The sequence below is a fragment of the Streptomyces caniscabiei genome, assembly GCF_014930365.1.
Classification (GTDB): Bacteria; Actinomycetota; Actinomycetes; order Streptomycetales; family Streptomycetaceae; genus Streptomyces; species Streptomyces caniscabiei.
On record NZ_JABXWI010000004.1, the window covers coordinates 479,880 to 494,965 of the forward strand.

General features: G+C 71.4%; 11 protein-coding genes. 5 read left to right on the plus strand and 6 right to left on the minus strand.

What is annotated here, in order from left to right; all coding sequences use genetic code 11:
• Positions 1-87: 87 nt before the first annotated feature.
• The 4 genes from HW837_RS13820 to HW837_RS13835 form a co-directional block, all read right to left on the minus strand.
• Positions 88-3,522: a Tat pathway signal sequence domain protein gene (locus HW837_RS13820; RefSeq protein WP_193379640.1), complete on the minus strand. Its 3,435-nt coding sequence runs from the start codon at positions 3,520-3,522 to the stop codon at positions 88-90.
• 14 nt (positions 3,523-3,536) lie between these two features.
• Complete coding sequence (locus tag HW837_RS13825) at positions 3,537-4,403, minus strand: carbohydrate ABC transporter permease (RefSeq protein WP_093790905.1); 867 nt, start codon at positions 4,401-4,403, stop codon at positions 3,537-3,539.
• Positions 4,400-5,353 carry a carbohydrate ABC transporter permease gene (locus HW837_RS13830; RefSeq protein ID WP_193379639.1) on the minus strand — a complete coding sequence of 318 codons (954 nt, stop codon included), beginning with the start codon at positions 5,351-5,353 and terminating at the stop codon, positions 4,400-4,402. The genes HW837_RS13825 and HW837_RS13830 overlap by 4 nt, the downstream gene beginning before the upstream one ends.
• 65 nt (positions 5,354-5,418) lie before the next feature.
• Positions 5,419-6,747 carry an ABC transporter substrate-binding protein gene (locus HW837_RS13835; RefSeq protein ID WP_093790906.1) on the minus strand — a complete coding sequence of 443 codons (1,329 nt, stop codon included), beginning with the start codon at positions 6,745-6,747 and terminating at the stop codon, positions 5,419-5,421.
• A 396-nt stretch (positions 6,748-7,143) separates the two neighbouring features.
• On the opposite strand from HW837_RS13835, the gene HW837_RS13840 reads away from it, so the two are divergent.
• From HW837_RS13840 to HW837_RS13855, 4 genes are all read left to right on the plus strand, one after another.
• Positions 7,144-7,986, plus strand: a complete 843-nt coding sequence (locus tag HW837_RS13840) for a methyltransferase domain-containing protein (RefSeq protein ID WP_045560229.1) — start codon at positions 7,144-7,146, stop codon at positions 7,984-7,986.
• 110 nt (positions 7,987-8,096) lie between these two features.
• Positions 8,097-8,759, plus strand: coding sequence for a lysophospholipid acyltransferase family protein (locus HW837_RS13845; protein ID WP_193379807.1), 663 nt, complete (start codon positions 8,097-8,099; stop codon positions 8,757-8,759).
• Between the two features lie 240 nt (positions 8,760-8,999).
• Entirely contained in the window at positions 9,000-9,908 is a 909-nt protein-coding gene (locus tag HW837_RS13850; protein ID WP_045560228.1) for a LysR substrate-binding domain-containing protein, read from the plus strand.
• A 296-nt stretch (positions 9,909-10,204) separates the two neighbouring features.
• Positions 10,205-11,863 (plus strand): ABC-F family ATP-binding cassette domain-containing protein, encoded by a 1,659-nt coding sequence (locus HW837_RS13855; protein ID WP_313895485.1) that lies wholly within the window; start codon positions 10,205-10,207, stop codon positions 11,861-11,863.
• 36 nt (positions 11,864-11,899) lie between these two features.
• On the opposite strand, the gene HW837_RS13860 is transcribed toward HW837_RS13855, so the two are convergent.
• Positions 11,900-12,664: a carbonic anhydrase family protein gene (locus HW837_RS13860; RefSeq protein WP_093790907.1), complete on the minus strand. Its 765-nt coding sequence runs from the start codon at positions 12,662-12,664 to the stop codon at positions 11,900-11,902.
• Between the two features lie 184 nt (positions 12,665-12,848).
• The gene (locus HW837_RS13865) at positions 12,849-13,568 is read right to left on the minus strand and encodes a 2-phosphosulfolactate phosphatase (protein WP_193379637.1); all 720 of its coding nucleotides are present in this window, start codon (positions 13,566-13,568) and stop codon (positions 12,849-12,851) included.
• A 308-nt stretch (positions 13,569-13,876) separates the two neighbouring features.
• Here HW837_RS13865 and HW837_RS13870 point away from each other — a divergent pair, with 308 nt between their 5' ends.
• On the plus strand, positions 13,877-15,085 hold the full coding sequence (locus HW837_RS13870; RefSeq protein WP_093790908.1) for an RNA ligase: 1,209 nt from the start codon (positions 13,877-13,879) through the stop codon (positions 15,083-15,085).
• Position 15,086: the final 1 nt, after the last annotated feature.

A 15,086-nucleotide genomic window follows, 5' to 3' on the forward strand; every position in this document is an offset into this window, starting at 1 on the left:
GGGACGGACCGGCCGGTGCCCGAGGGACGGACCGGTGGAGCGGGGCGCCGGCGCGGTCCCCCGTACCGCGCCGGCGCCCCTGGTCGGTCAGCGGCCCCGGTGGAGGACCAGCGTGCTGAGGGGGCCGAGCCCGGGCCGTTCCCCGGCGCCGATCGTCCTGCCGGTGGCCAGGTCGCGGGCCGGGCCGAACCCGCGGCGGGCGGGCAGGGTGAAGGTCCGGTCGGTGGTGGTGTTCATGGCGATCAGATAGTCGCCGTACTCGCAGAGGTAGAACGGCGCGCGGCCGACGAGCATGGTCTCCACGCCGTCGAAGTGGACGCCGAGGGTGGGGTCAGGGATGTCGTCCGGGATCGGCGCGAGGTGGTAGACGTCGCCCTCCTGGGACTGGTGGAGGGTGTCGCCCGGCGGTGGGAAGCCGCCCGGCGGGAGGTGGCCGGCGCCGGGGTCGTTGATGGCGTAGTCCCAGAGGATCCAGTCCCGTGCCGTGAACGTCTCGTCGGTGGTGCCGGCGCTGCGCTGGCGGACGGTGGCCGAGCGCTGGTCTACGGGGGTGAGGTGGTGGACGCGGGCGTAGTCGTTGACGCCCTGGCGGGACCTCCAGTAGAGGGACGCGAACAGCAGTTCCTCGCCGTTCTTGACGGCCAGGCAGCCGTTCTCCTCGTCGGTGAAGACGAAGTCGGGCTCGTTCCAGGCGGTGGGGACGCGGGCGGGCCGGGCGGCGAGGGCCTGGAAGGTGTCCCAGTCGCGGGAGACCAGGCGCAGCGCGGCGAGGCCGACGCGGGTCCAGGAGTGGTGGACCAGCAGGTCGAGCTGTCGGTGGAACTGGCCGTCGGCCACCATCTCCTGGGTCCAGCCGACGATGTCGGGGTCCTTGAAGACGGCCGCGGACATCACGGGGTGGGAGTCCCAGGCGGTGCGGGAGGCGTAGGCGATCTCGCCGGGGTAGACCTCGTTGCGCCAGCCGATGACGGTCTCGATGCGGGAGACGCGGGCGCCCGTCTCGTCGATGTCGACGACCCGGAACCGGCCGCGCGCCTTGATGATCTTGATCATCTGTTCGCGCAGTTCGGGGGCCTCCCGCGCGTCGTGGCCGCGGGTGACCGACTCGTACATCATGACGAGCCAGTCGACGACCTCGCCGTAGCTGCCCACGTAGCCCAGTTCGCGGGTCAGGCCCGCCCGGGTGACCTGGTGGTAGGTCTCGCCGAGCGGCTTGGTCGGGTTGCCGTCCTTGTCCTCCCGGCCGAGGTAGGGCTTCATGCCGAGCGACTGGTACAGGTAGTCGCGGGCCTTGTCCTCCGGCAGCGCGAGGTCGGGGTCGAGCAGGCGCAGGCCCCGGTTGGCCTGGTAGAGGCCGATGGCGCAGATCTGGGACTGGTTGGTGTAGTGCGGGAAGTGCTGCCGCCAGTAGTCCCTGCTGGTCTTGAGCATGTCGATGTAGGCGACGCGGCGCACGGGCTGTTCGACGGTACCGGCGCCCTCCGGCGCGGTGACGGTCAGGTCGTCGAACCAGGCGGTGCCGGGGCCGGACAGCCGCAGATGGAACTCGACCTGGGTGGCCCCGGCCGGGGTCTCCAGGTCGATCGAGACCTGCTCCCAGTCGTGCGTGCCGGTGGCGGCGAACTTCCGGTGGTCGCCGCCGACCAGCTTGCCGCTCGCGTCGAAGAAGAGCGGGTCGATGTGCGCGCCCGTCCCGGTGACGCCGTCGGTCCTGATCCACGCGCTGTAGGTGTACGTGCCCTCGCCGACCTGGACCCTCGCCGTGTTGTGGGCGGTGACGAAGCCGTTCGAGGCGGTGGCGGCGACCTTCAGCGAGGCGGAGCCGCTGCGGTGGACATCGGTGACCCGGGACCAGGAGGCGTCGGCCGTCCTGCCCCAGCTGGGCACGGTCCAGCCCAGGGGCACGGTGGCGATGCCCTGTTCGAAGCCGGGGTTGCGCAGCTCGCTCGGCTCGATCAGTTCGACCGAGTCGAACCAGGCGGTGCCCGGGCCGGACAGCCGCAGATGCATCTCCATCTGGGTGGCGCCGGCCGGGGTCTCCAGGTCGAGGGAGACGTACTCCCAGTCGTGGGTGCCGGTGGTCGCGAACTTCTTGTGGTCGCTGCCGACCAGTTTGCCGCTCGCGTCGAAGAACAGTGGGTCGATGTGTGCGCCGGCGCCGGTGACACCGTCGGTCCTGATCCAGGCCGCGTAGGTGTAAGTCCCCTTGCCTATACGGGTCTTGGGGCTGGAGTAGGTGTACATGTTGCCGCCGGCGGCGGGCACCTGGAGCTTCAGCGAGGCGGAGCCGGTACGGCGGACGGTGGTGTCCCGGGACCAGGTGGCGCCGACGGTCTGGCCCCAGCTCGGCGCGAGCCAGCCCATGGGGGTCTCGTCGCCCTCCTCGAAGTCCGCGCCCGGCAGCTCGTACGGGGAGCCGGTGACCTTCTGGTCCAGACGGTCGCCGAGGTGTTCCCAGAGCAGGGCGAGGACGAGACCGACCCGGCCGAAGCCCTGCCACTGCTGGTCTGAGCCGGTGAGCACCGAGGCGTCGGACTTCCAGGCCGTGTAACGGCCGTCGATGGCCCGCAGCACCCGGTCCAGGGCGGCGGGCTTGCGGTACGCGGGGCTGCCGGACCACAGGTAGCCCTCGGCGAGCGACTGGAAGGCCCAGGCGTCCATACCGGCCGGGTTGGCGGTGGTGAGGTAGTTCTTCTGGTCCTTCGCCACGCGCTGCCGTACGGCCTCCAGCACCTCGGTGCCTTCGACCTCGCGGGGCTCGAACTCCGGTGCGGGGCCCTGGGGTTCGCCCTTCGGCGGGATGAAGTACGGCTCGGTGTGGGTGTAGATCCGGTAGATGCCGCGCGAGGGCGTCGTCATCGTCCGGTACAGCTGCTCGGGGTTCTGGCCGTAGGACCAGATGCGTCCCATGGCGCGGATCTCCAGCGTCACCTTCTCCTTGCCGGCCGTCATTCTCTCCGGCAGCGGCAGGGTGTGGAAGAAGAAGCGGCCCGGGGCACGCGGCGCCGTGTCGAGGATGTCGAGGCTGTCGACGGCTCCCTCGTCCTGGTAACCGACCTGGAGGCCGTCGACGAAGAGCTGGAGCCGCCACATGTTCGTGCCGGAGCCGGCCTGGTCGGAGGTGTCGTCGTGGTCGTCGCCCCACAGGCGGACCGTGACGTAGGTGGTGTCGGTCGGGCTGACGGCGACGTCGAACGTCAGCGTGCCGCCCCAGTAGCTCGCCGGTTCGGTCGGGTTGAGGACCCGGGCGCTCAGGCCGAGGCCGCCGGTGACGGTGTCGGAGAGGGTGGCGGTCAGGTCGTGCGCGGCCTCGGACACGGCGTCGCCGAGGACGACGACGTCGAGCGGCTCGCAGACGGCCTTCTTGAACGCGGCGGAGGTGTCGGAGGCATCGGAGGCGGCGGACTCGCCGGCCGGTGACGCGGCGGCGGGCCGGGACGTCAGCAGGCCGAGACCGGCGGCGGCGACGCCGGTCGTCCCGGCGTACTTGAGCACTTCACGTCTTCTGGGGGCGTGGGACACGGCGCTGTTCCTTCTTACTTGAGGCTGCCCATGAGAATTCCGCTGCGCCAGTACTTCTGGAGCGTGAACATGAAGATCGCGAGCGGGACGATCGACAGCAGGGACCCGGTGAGGACGAGGGTGTTCATGTCGCGTGCGGTCTGCGCCTGTTGGAGCCAGGAGTAGAGGCCCAGGGTCACGGGGAAGGTGCGCTCGCCGTTGAGCATGAACAGGGGAAGGAAGAAGTTGTTCCAGATGTTGATGAACTCGAGCATGAAGATGGTGATGCCGCCGGTGCGCATCAGCGGCAGCGCGATCGAGACGAAGACCCGCAGATCGCTCGCGCCGTCGATACGGGCCGCCTCCATCAGTTCGGTGGGCACCGAGCTGTCGGCGTACACCTTGCCGAGGTAGACCCCGAAGGGGTTGATGAAGTACGGGATGAGCACCGACCAGATGGTGTTGGTGAGCCCGATCTCGGAGAACACCAGGTACAGCGGGAAGGCCAGCAGGGTGCTCGGCAGCAGTGAGGCGCCGACGATGACGGCGAAGAGGGCGCCTCGGCCGGGGAACTCGAACTTCGACAGTCCGTACCCGGCGGCGAGCGAGACGAGGGTGGAGCCGGCCGCGCCGAGGGTGGAGTAGAGGACGGAGTTGCCCAGCCAGCGCAGGAACACACCGTCGTGGTAGGTCGCGATGTCGTGCAGGTTGTCGCCCAGGTGGTTGCCCGAGAACCACAGGCCGAAGGTGGAGTAGAGGTCGGTCTGGTCCTTGGTCGCGGAGACGATCAGGAACCAGGTCGGGGCGAGCGAGTAGAGCACGAAGACCACCAGCAGGCCGGTGGTGAGCACCACCGCGCGGCGGGAGGGGCGTACGCCGCCCCCGGAGGCGACAGCGCTCATGACATCTTCCTGTTCGTGGCGCGGTAGAAGACGAAGGCGAGGATGCCGGTGACGACGGCCAGGACCAGGGACTCGGCCGCGGCGTACTGGTAGTCGCCGACCTTGAAGGCCTGGTCGTAGATCTCCATCATCGGCGTGAAGTCGGTGTTGATGGACTCCGGGGCGATCTGCCGCATGATCAGCGGCTCGCCGAACAGCTGGAGTCGGCTGATCAGGGAGAACATGCCGGTCAGCACCAGAATCCCGGTGATGTTCGGGATCTTCACGGACCAGGCGACGCGCCACTCCCGGGCCCCGTCGAGCCGGGCCGCCTCGTACAGTTCGCGGGGCAGGGCCTGGAGCGAGGCGGAGATCAGGATCATGTTGAAGCCGATCCCCTGCCAGGTGAGCAGATTGCCCAGCGAGAGGTAGGTGTTGAGGCCGCCGAAGAAGGAGATCTCGGTGCCGGCCCGCTCGGCGATGTCGAGCAGCGGGCTGCCCGTGGGGCTGTAGAGGAACAGCCACATCAGGGTGGAGACCACGGCCGGGACGACGTAAGGGATGAGCAGGGCGGCACGGAAGAAGCGCACCGCGCGGGCGGCCACGCCGTCCAGCAGGAGCGCCAGCAGCAGCGCGATGCCGAGCATCACCGTGATCTGTACGGCGCCGAACAGCAGGGTGCGGCCCATGCTCGCCCAGAACGCGCTGTCCCCCAGGACGGAGGCGAAGTTGGCGAAGCCGGTGAAGACGACCCGGGTCGGGCCGAAGCCGAGGCCGCTGCTCTTCTTCTCGTGCAGGCTCTGGCTGAAGGCGTAGCCGATCGGCACGACGTAGGTGGCGAGGAAGCCCAGCAGGAAGGGGAGCAGGAACAGCAGCCCCTTGTAGGCTCCCCGTCTCCCGGCCCGGCGGGGGGAGGGCCGCCGGACCGGGGAGTCGGTCGCGACCTTCGCCGGTCGCGTCAGGGTGGACACGGGTGACTCCAATGTCTCCGGATGGGGGTGGGGGCGACGGATGAACGGGGGCGAAGGACGAGGGCTCAGCCGCCGGCGACGGCCTTGATGCCCTTGCCGTTGAGGTCGTCCACGGTCCACTTCTCGATGCCGGTGAGCATCTCCTCGACCGTGAGCTCCTTCTTCATGACCTTGCCCCACTGCTTCTGCATCTCGGAGTACATGGCCGCGTAGTTCGGGCCGTACTGCCACTGGTCGCCGACCCGGGCGGCCGCGTCGGTGATCACCTTCGCGCTGTCGGACTTCCCGTTGAACATCTCGGTGGGGATGATCTTGTCGACGTACGGGGAGACGTCCGGGACCGCCGGGAAGAGGCCGGACTTGGAGGCGGGGTCGGTGAGCGTGGTCAGCGACTCCTTGCTGCTGGACAGCCAGGCGGCGAACTCGGCGGCGCGGTCGGGGTACTTGCAGCCCTTGAGCACGGCCAGTGCGTCGAAGTTGCTGGAGGTCCGCGGCTTCGCGGTGTCGAAGACGGGGGCGTCGGCCAGCTGCCAATCGCCACGCGACTTGGGGAAGTTGGTGCTGTAGATCGGCAGCTGCCAGGTCGAGGTCGTCATCGCGATCGTGGTGCCGAGGTCCCAGGTCTTGAAGACCCCGGGGTCGGCGTAGGAGGCGCCCGAGGCGAGGTTCTTGTCGACCAGGCGCTGGACGACGTCACCGGCCTTCAGCGCCTCCGGGGAGGTGAAGTCGACTGCCCAGTGGTCTCCCTCGACCTTGTACCACTGGGCGCCCGCCTGCCAGGACAGGTCGACGAGGGTGCTCGGGTCCTCCCCCGCCATGTTGAAGATCTTGACCTTCCTGTTCTCCTTCTGCGCCTTCTCACCGGCCGCGATCAGGTCGTCCCAGGTCCTGGGCGCCTCGATGCCGTACTTCGCGAACAGGTCCGCGCGGTAGGCCGTGAACAGCGGCGAGGACCCCACGGGGATGCCGAAGGTGGTGCCGCCGGGGCTGACCGCGTTCCACGCGGCCGGCGTGTACTTGTCCTTGTACGGCTCGGCGACCTCGGTGATGTCGGTGAGCAGACCGTCGGCGGCGAAGGTCGCCAGGTTCATCCCGTCCATCTTCGACAGACACGGCGCGGTGCCGGCGTTCACCGCCGCGCGCAGCTTCTGGTACGCCGTCTCGCCCGCCGGGTTGACGAACGTGATCCGGGTGTCGGGGTGGTCCTTGTTCCACGCCTTGGTCTGGGCCTCGATGCCGTCGGTCCAGCTCCACAACTCCAGCGTGACCTTGCCCTTGGTGGCCTTCGCGGTGGAGTCGGAGCCGGCGTCGCCGCCCCCGCAGGCGGCCAGCAGGAGGGACAGGGACGCCGCGGCGGCCGCCGCGGCGAGGGCTCTGGCACGGAACTGGGACATCGGTCCTCCACGGACGGAACAGGACGGCGCTTGGGGTGGGGGAACCGGCGCGGTCAGCGATCAGGCAGGGAGGGGCGACGGACGGTGTCGCACTCCCTGAGTAGTAACCGGTTGTTGTGGACCGTAGGACGTGAGTGGCCCACACCACAAGGGGGAGGGTCGCTTTGTTTCGTCAAACATTCAATGGCGTTACCGTGGATCGCACGCCCACCTGCATATTCGTGCGGAGCATCACTTGGCGTGACCGGCTGTTCCGCTGAAGGTGACGACCCAGCGAACGCTTTCCTAGCCACTAGCGACCCTCCGGAGTGGAAACCGTTTACTCCGCCGAACACCGCCGGACCGCCGCCGCACCGCCGCCGCACCGCCCCCGCAGCCCCGGCGATGATGGGGGGCATGACACGGGACCCCGAAACCCGCTATCTCCTCGACAACCAGCGGTCCGAGGCCGGCGAGCGGTTCGTCGCCCTCTCCAGGCTCTTCGACGCCTCCACCTTCCGCCATGTCGACGACCTCGGCATCGCGGCGGGCCGGCGCTGCTGGGAGGTGGGGGCCGGGGGCTCGTCGGTGGTCCGGGGGCTGGCCGAGCGGGTGGGGCCCGCGGGGCACGTCCTCGCGACGGACATCGACACGTCGTGGATGGCCGACGCGGCGGCGCCCCAGATCGAGACGCGGCGCCATGACGTCGCCGCCGACGACCCCCCGCCCGGCCCCTTCGACCTGGTCCACGCCCGGCTGGTGCTCGTCCACGTCGCCGACCGCGAACGGGCCCTGCGGGCGATGGTGGACTCGTTGCGCCCCGGCGGGTGGCTCCTGCTGGAGGACGCCGACCCGGCGTTGCAACCCCTGATCTGCCCCGACGAGTCCGGCCCCCGGCAGCGTCTGGCGAACAAGCTCCGCCACGGCTTCCGCGCCCTCCTCGCCGAGCGCGGCGCGGACCTCTCGTACGGCCGCCGCCTGCCTCGGCTGCTGCGCGAGGCCGGGCTCGTCGACGTCCGGGCGGACGCGTACTTCCCCGTCACCGGCCCGGCCTGTGCCGCGTTGGAGGCGGCCACCGTCCGCCAGGTCCGCGACCAACTGGTCGCCAGGGGCCTCGCGACACCGGAGGAGATCGACTCCCATCTCGCCGCCGTCGCGTCGGGAGACCTGGACCTGGCGACCTCCCCGATGATCTCGGCATGGGGACGCCGACCCGAGCGCCGGGACGACCGGGAGGCGGGCCGGGAAGCGTCGGCGTAGCGCGGTCTCTGGGTACCGGCACCCGCGAAGTTGAGTACGCGCACTCAAGATCCGGCGCCGTGACCGCCCCGACGATGAGGGTCTTCCTCGTCGAGATCGGGAGAGACCTCATGTTCAGCCGCCTCGCCGACGTCCTGGTGCCCGCCGTCGGACGTCTCACGGTGACCGCCGATGCCGGATCCGTCTGGACGCCGGGCAGCATCGTCGTCGCGAACCACACCTCACTCGCCGACCCCGCGATCGTGCTCGCCGCGCTGCGCCGCCTCGGCGTCGAGCCCGTCGCGATGGGCGCCGCCGGGCTGTGGCGGATCCCCCTGCTGGGCCGCGCGCTCACCCGCGAGGGGTACATCCCGGTGTACCGGAGGGACCCGCGCGCCGCCGACGCGCTGGATCTCGCCGCCGACGCGCTGGAGCGGGGCCGGACGGTCCTCATCTACGCCGAGGGCGGCATCCCGGTCCGCAAGGACGCCGCCGAAGCGGCGCCCGGGGAGTTCCGCAGCGGCCTGACCCGCCTCGCGGCACGCACCGGAGCGCCCGTCGTCCCGGTCGGCCAGGCCGGGGCCCGCCGGGTCACCTCCGGCAGCACGGTCAAGCAGGTGGCGGGGCTCATCACCGCGCCGCTGCGCCGCCCCGCACTCCATGTCCACGTCGGCGCGCCGCTCTCCCTCACCGCCGATCACACGTCGAACACCCGGCAGGCGCACGCGGCGGTGACCGCCGCCTGGCGCACGGCCGCCGCCCGCCTCGGCGAACCGGCCGCGCTCGCCGCGTGAGGGACGAGCGGCCGCCTCGGAGCAGCCGTGACGCGAGCAGCCGTGACGCGAGCGGCCGCCACGGAGAGCGGCCGTGACGCGAGGGCCCGCGCCGAGAGGGCCGTCGGGGGGCCACCACACTCCGGCCCTTCCCTTCGATGCTATCGTTAGCATTGACGTGATGTGCGGCGCCGGTTGTCGCGAGGCGGGGTCGAGGACGATGATCGCGGCACGGGATTCCGCGGACACGAGGAGCCGACGGTGGAACTGCGCTGGCTGACATCGTTCGTGGCGGTCGCCGAGGACCTGCACTTCGGGCATGCCGCCGACCGGCTCTATCTGGCACCGTCGGCGCTGAGCGCCCAGATCAAGGCGCTGGAGACGGAGCTGGGCGTGCGCCTCGTCGACCGTGGCCGCCGCTCCCGGATCCAGCTCACCGGCGCGGGCGAGCTGTTCCTGACCGAGGCCCGGCTGACCCTGGCCCAGGTCGCGAAGGCCGAGGCCGTGGGCCGCAGGGCCGGCCGGGGCGAGCTGGGCGAGGCCGAGATCGCGTACGTCGCCTCGGCCGCGTTCTCCGGTGTGCTCACCCGGGTGCTGGCCGACTGCGCGCGACACGAGCGGGACGTGACCGTACGGGTGCGGGAGATGGAGACCCCGGCGCAGCTGGAGGCGCTCGGCTCGGGCCGCATCGACGTGGGCTTCCTGCGGTGGCGACCGGAGTACCCGCCGGATCTGACGGCTGTCTGTCTGCTGACGGAGAGGATGGTGCTCGCCCTCCCCGAGGAGCACCGGCTGAGCACCCTGGAGGCCGTGCCCGCCGCCGAGCTGACCGGGGAACGGTTCGTGGTGCCCCACTTCGACGAGGAGCATGGTTTCCGCGACCAGATCAACGAGGTGGGGGACGCCGGCGGCTTCCAGGCCCGGCTGGCGCCGCCCGTCAAGGATTTCGTCGCCGCGCTGACCCTCGTCGGCGGCGGCCTCGGTGTGGCGCTCGTACCGGACTCGGTGCGGTGCGTGGGGATGCCCGGCGTGGTGCATCGCCCGCTCGCCGACGTCACGCTCACCACCCGCCTCGTCGGAGTGCATCGCCGGGACGAGACGTCCCCCGCCGTCCGCCGGGTCGTCCGCCGCCTGCGCGCGGCAGCCGAGGGAGCCGAGGGAGCCGACTGACGAACGCCCGCTCCGGCGAGGCCCGTTATTCGATGGCCCTTCGGTTCCGCGCGTGGTTACGCTCGTCGTATGCCTTACGTCCTCTACCTCTGACCGGACCCCGGGCTCCGCTCCTCACCTGTGTGACGAGTCGGGAGCCACACGTCCGCCCGCGACCGCCCGCTCCGAGTCGGGCCGGTCGTTCGTCAGAGTCGGTGCGCTCCCCCTGCGGTCCGAGCGGTCCGCGTGATCCAAGTGGTCCAAGTGGTCCCTCCCGTCCCAGGGGTGACGTGTGCCTCCTTCCGGAGGAAGAGAACGTGACTGTCCTTACCCTGCCTGCTCGCGATCGGGCCCAGTTGACCTGTACCGGTGTCCGCGTCGACCGTGGCGGGCGGCCCGTGCTGCACGACGTCGAGATGAAGGTGTCCCCGGGGACCCGCTGGGGTGTGGTCGGCGAGAACGGGCGCGGCAAGTCGACCCTGTTGCATGTCCTGGCCGGTGCCCTGGTCCCCGACGAGGGGGAGGTCCACCGGGTCGGCACCCTCGCGCTGGCCGAGCAGGAGATGCCGGCCGCGGACGGGCGTACGGTCGGCGATGTCGTCGACGAGCACCTCGCGGACGCCCGTGCCGCGCTCGCGCGACTGGACGCGACCACGGCCGCGCTGGCCGAGGGGCGGCCCGGTGCCGAGGACGCGTACGCCGACGCGCTGGAGGCTGCGCAGGCACTGGACGCCTGGGACGCCGACCGCCGCGTCGACGTGGCCCTCGCCGGGCTCGGCGCGGTCGGCGACCGGACCCGCACGCTCGCCACGCTCTCCGTAGGCCAGCGCCATCGGATCCGGCTGGCGTGTCTGCTGGGGGCCGAGTACGACTTCCTGTTGCTGGACGAGCCGACCAACCACCTCGATCTGGCGGGGCTGGAGTACCTGACCGCCAGGCTGCGCGCCCACGCCGGTGGTGTGGTCGTGGTCAGCCACGACCGGGCGCTGCTGTCGGACGTGGCCACCACGATCCTCGACCTCGACCCCTCACGGGACGGCCGGCCGCGGGTCCACGGCGGCGGGTACGCCGGCTATCGCGAGGGCCGGGAGGCCGAACTGGCGTGCTGGGAAACGGAGTACGAGCAGCAGCAGACCGAACGGACGCGGCTCAGGCAGGCGTTGTCGGAGGCGCAGAACCGACTGGTCACGGGCTGGCGCCCGGACAAGGGCACCGGCAAGCACCAACGCGCCACCCGGGCCGGCGCGCTGGCCCGGTCCGTGCACCGCCGCCAGGACGACCTGGAACGCCACCAGGTCACCGCGCCCGTACCGCCCCGGCGTTTCCACATGCCCGAACTCCCCGCCCGTACCGGCGTCCTGCTGCTGCGTGCCCACGAGGTGGGCGTCCGGGGCAGGCTGCGGCGGTCCACGCTGGCGGTGTCGTCCGGCGACCGGCTGGCCGTCACCGGGGCGAACGGGGCGGGCAAGTCGACGCTCCTGGCGGTCCTGGCCGGGCTGGTCGCCCCCAGCACGGGCCGGGTGCACCGGGCGCGGACCGTACGGCTGCACCTCCTGGGGCAGGAGTCGCCGCCTGCGTCCCGGCGACCGGCCCGTGACCTGTACGAGGCGTACACCGCGCGGCTGGTGAGCACCGGGGTCCTCGCGGAGGGCGAGGTCGTGGGGCTCGGGACGCTGGGTCTGCTCACCTCCCGTGATGCCGAGAAGCCGGTGGCCGAACTGTCGACGGGGCAGCAGCGGCGTCTCGACCTCGCCCTGGCGCTGGCCACCCGGCCGCACGTCCTGCTGCTGGACGAGCCGACCAACCACCTGTCCATCGCCCTCGTCGACGAACTCACCGAGGCCCTGCGCACCACGGACGCGGCCGTCGTCGTCGCCACGCACGACCGGCAGTTGCGGCGCGACGTCGAGGGCTGGCCCCGTCTGGCGCTGTCCGCGTCCGAGGGGGCCGGCGTCGTGGGCCGCGTCCCCGCCTGACCACGGCCGGCGCGGCGGGTACGGCCTGCCGCGCCGTCACCACCACCGGTGGCGGTCGCCGGCGACGCGCCGGTCACCGAGCGGCTGTACGGCGCGGGCGTTGCCCTGGGGGAAGACCGTCCGGTAGTGGGCCAGCGCGGTGGCCGAGGCCTGGACGGGGTGGGTGAGCAGGATCCAGCGCACTCCGGGGGTGTAGGGGCAGACGGTGGTGGAGCCGAGGTAGCGATATGACTCGGTGCAGGACGGCAGCAGGGCGTCCAGCTCGACGCCGGGGACCTCCCAGGGTTCCGCTGAGCGGCGGGCCGAGGTGAGCAGGCGGTCGAGGGAGCCGTTGGCCCGGCCCGGGTGCACGAAGACGCCGACGACCGCGAACCCGCTGTCCTCCCCCGCTCCGGACGCGTCCACGTCCTCGGTCACCCGCCGGTACTTCATGTGCTGTTCCATCGGGAACGCCACGCCCGAGACGGTGTGTTCGGACGGCGTGTGCCAGTGCACGTCGACCAGTTCGTAGCGGTCGGCGCCCACCCGTGCCAGACACTCCTCGCCGGGTGGCGGAGTGGCCTTCACGGTGCCCTCGTCGTCTCGCACACAGTGGGGACGGCCGCCGAGGGCGGGGCCGGGTTCGGGTCGCCGATGGTTCCCGGGGTCGTCGAAGTGCAGTTCCAGGTCGATCGCGGTCGGGTGGGTGAACCGCAGGGGCGGCAGCTCGGAGGGGTGGACGTCGTGCGGTCGGATGTCGACAGGGCTCTGCTTCCCGTGCGAACGGCCGACGGTGGCCGTCGCGGGCGCGGTCAGGGACATGGGCGAACACCTTCGGCTGGGGCGGGGGTCGGGGTCGGACGCACCGCATCCCTCCCCCTGCCACCGCGCCGAAACGCACGGGCTCGCCCGGACTGATGAACGGGCGGCACGGCCTTGACGCCCCCACGCGTCCACGCCCACGCCCAAGTCCACGTCCGCAACCGCGGGCGCGTCCGTCTCCGCGTCAGACGAGGGTGTCCTCGGTCGACGCGGGCACGGCGCACGGGCGCAGGACCATGAGCGGGCCTTCCCGCGTCGCGACCATGGCGAAGGGGAACCGGTCGAGTTCCAGACAGAGCGCCACGTCGTCGGGGTGGACTCCCTGACGCACACCCTGCGTCAGTTCGGCCGCGGCTCGCGACCCGGCGGCACGGCGGAGGTACTCGGCGGCGCCCGTAGCGGAGCCGGACCCGGCCTCGGCTTCGGCGGCTCTCCGGGCGATGTACTGGGCGCAGGCGAGATCCTCGTCGGCCCGCCCGTCCTCGCCGGTGACCACGAACGTCACGCTGTCGCTCCCGCGCGTCCGCAGAACCGACGCCGTGGCCTCCGCCACCACGAAGGCTGCGCACAGCACCAGTGAAGCGTCCTTCACCGCGAGCGCGCCGACCGTCCCCGCCGTGGTCTTCTGGACGACGGTCCGTCCGCCGAGATCCATGGACCGCAACAGCCCCGGGGAGTTGACGGCGTCGAATCCGGGCGCGGGCGGACCGTCCTTGAGCGCCACCCAGTCCGGGTGAGCGGTCTTGAGCGCCAGGGCGTCGTCCAGCGACTCGGCGAGGACGATCTTCTCCGCGCCCTGGGCGAAGGCCCAGGCGGCCACGGTGTAGGCACGCATGACGTCGATGACGACGGCGACGGACGGGGTTTCGCGCAACTCGGGGATGCCGACAAGACGAGAGTTCATCCGCATCATGATCACGTACTCGGACCACGAGACGCCTGGGGAGTGACACACGCCACAGCGGGGTTGGGACCGGAAACGCGGACGGGAACGGGGCCGGGCGCGCGGTGGCCGGGGTGGACGACATCGCGTCGTATCTCGCGGCCCAGGTGGCGGACGCGCCTCACGCTGGGGCGCGGAGGTCCAGACTCTGCCGGCGCGGGTGTCGCGGGCGGTGACGCCCGGCGGTTGAGCTGCGGCTCTGCTCTTAAATCGGTGGGCTCGGGGCCTCTCCTCACGTGACAATCAGGGGCCATCCAGGGGAGGAACACATGAGCCAGGCACACCTGACTCTTCATGAGCTGCTGCCGTCCGAGGAGCTCGCGGCGGCGCTCGAAGCGGGGCACGTCACGCGCAAGTCGCACCCGGAACTGCCGCTGTCCATCTACACGTACACGAGGACGTGTCAGTACGAGCGGGTGTGGAACCGTGTGACGACGCGCTGTCGAGGCCTGGTGGCAGACGACGCCACCGGGGAGATCGTCGCGCTGCCGCTGCCGAAGTTCTTCAACGTCGGTGAGCACGAGTCCGGTCAGCCCTACGCCCCGCGTCTCCCGGACGAGCCGTTCGAGGTGTACGACAAGGTCGACGGCAGTCTGGCGGTGGTGTTCCACTACGCGGGCCGGTGGCGGGTCGCGTCCAAGGGGTCGTTCGTGAGCGTCCAGGCCACCTGGGCGCAGCGGCTGCTCGACGCGAAGGACACGTCCGGTCTCGTGCCCGGGGTGACCTACCTGGCCGAGATCCTGTACCCGGAGAACCGGATCGTCGTCGACTACGGCGACCGCCGGGACGTGGTGCTGCTGGCCGCGTTCGCCAAGGACGGCACGGAGGTCGCCCTGGCGGAGGCAGCCGCGGGGTGGCGGGGCATCGGCTCGGTCGTCACCGTCCGGCCCGCCGTGCCGCTCGCCGAGCTGCTGGCGATGACGGAGGGCAACCGGCTGCCCGGCGGCCTGCCGGCCACGGGCACCGACGCGGAGGGCTTCGTGCTGCGCTTCGCCTCGGGGGTACGGGCCAAGGCCAAGTTCGCCGAGTACGTCCGGCTGCACAAGGTGCTGACCGGTGTGACCGAGCGGGACATCTGGCGCGGTCATGGCATCCAGCGGTTCGCGGGGCTGCCCGCCAAGCAGGTGGCGCAGGCGCTGAACTGCTCGGCCGAGGACGTCGTCGCGTCCGGCGGCCGGCCCCTGGACGCGCTGCTGGAGCAGGTGCCCGACGAGTTCGACGCCTGGGTGCGCGGGGTCGTCGCGGGCATCGACAAACAGGTCGAGGACCGGGAGCGGGCGATCGACGAGGCGTTCCGCTCGCTCGCCCATCTCGCGGACGACCGGGGCGCGTTCGCCCGCGCGGTGCGCGAACTGCCCGACGCGGCCGTGCGCCCCGCCATGTTCCAGCGCCTGGACGGGCGTTCGACCGTGCTCGTCACGTACCGTTCCACCCGGCCGGAGGCGTCCGACCCCTTCAAGAACGACGAGGAGAACTGAC

Coding starts and splice junctions, on each gene's coding strand:
- HW837_RS13835 (WP_093790906.1), bottom strand. CDS start 6,747: ATGTCCCAGTTCCGTGCCAGAGCCCTCGCCGCGGCGGCCGCCGCGGCG.
- HW837_RS13845 (WP_193379807.1), top strand. CDS start 8,097: ATGTTCAGCCGCCTCGCCGACGTCCTGGTGCCCGCCGTCGGACGTCTC.
- HW837_RS13865 (WP_193379637.1), bottom strand. CDS start 13,568: ATGAACTCTCGTCTTGTCGGCATCCCCGAGTTGCGCGAAACCCCGTCC.
- HW837_RS13825 (WP_093790905.1), bottom strand. CDS start 4,403: ATGAGCGCTGTCGCCTCCGGGGGCGGCGTACGCCCCTCCCGCCGCGCG.
- HW837_RS13870 (WP_093790908.1), top strand. CDS start 13,877: ATGAGCCAGGCACACCTGACTCTTCATGAGCTGCTGCCGTCCGAGGAG.
- HW837_RS13860 (WP_093790907.1), bottom strand. CDS start 12,664: ATGTCCCTGACCGCGCCCGCGACGGCCACCGTCGGCCGTTCGCACGGG.
- HW837_RS13840 (WP_045560229.1), top strand. CDS start 7,144: ATGACACGGGACCCCGAAACCCGCTATCTCCTCGACAACCAGCGGTCC.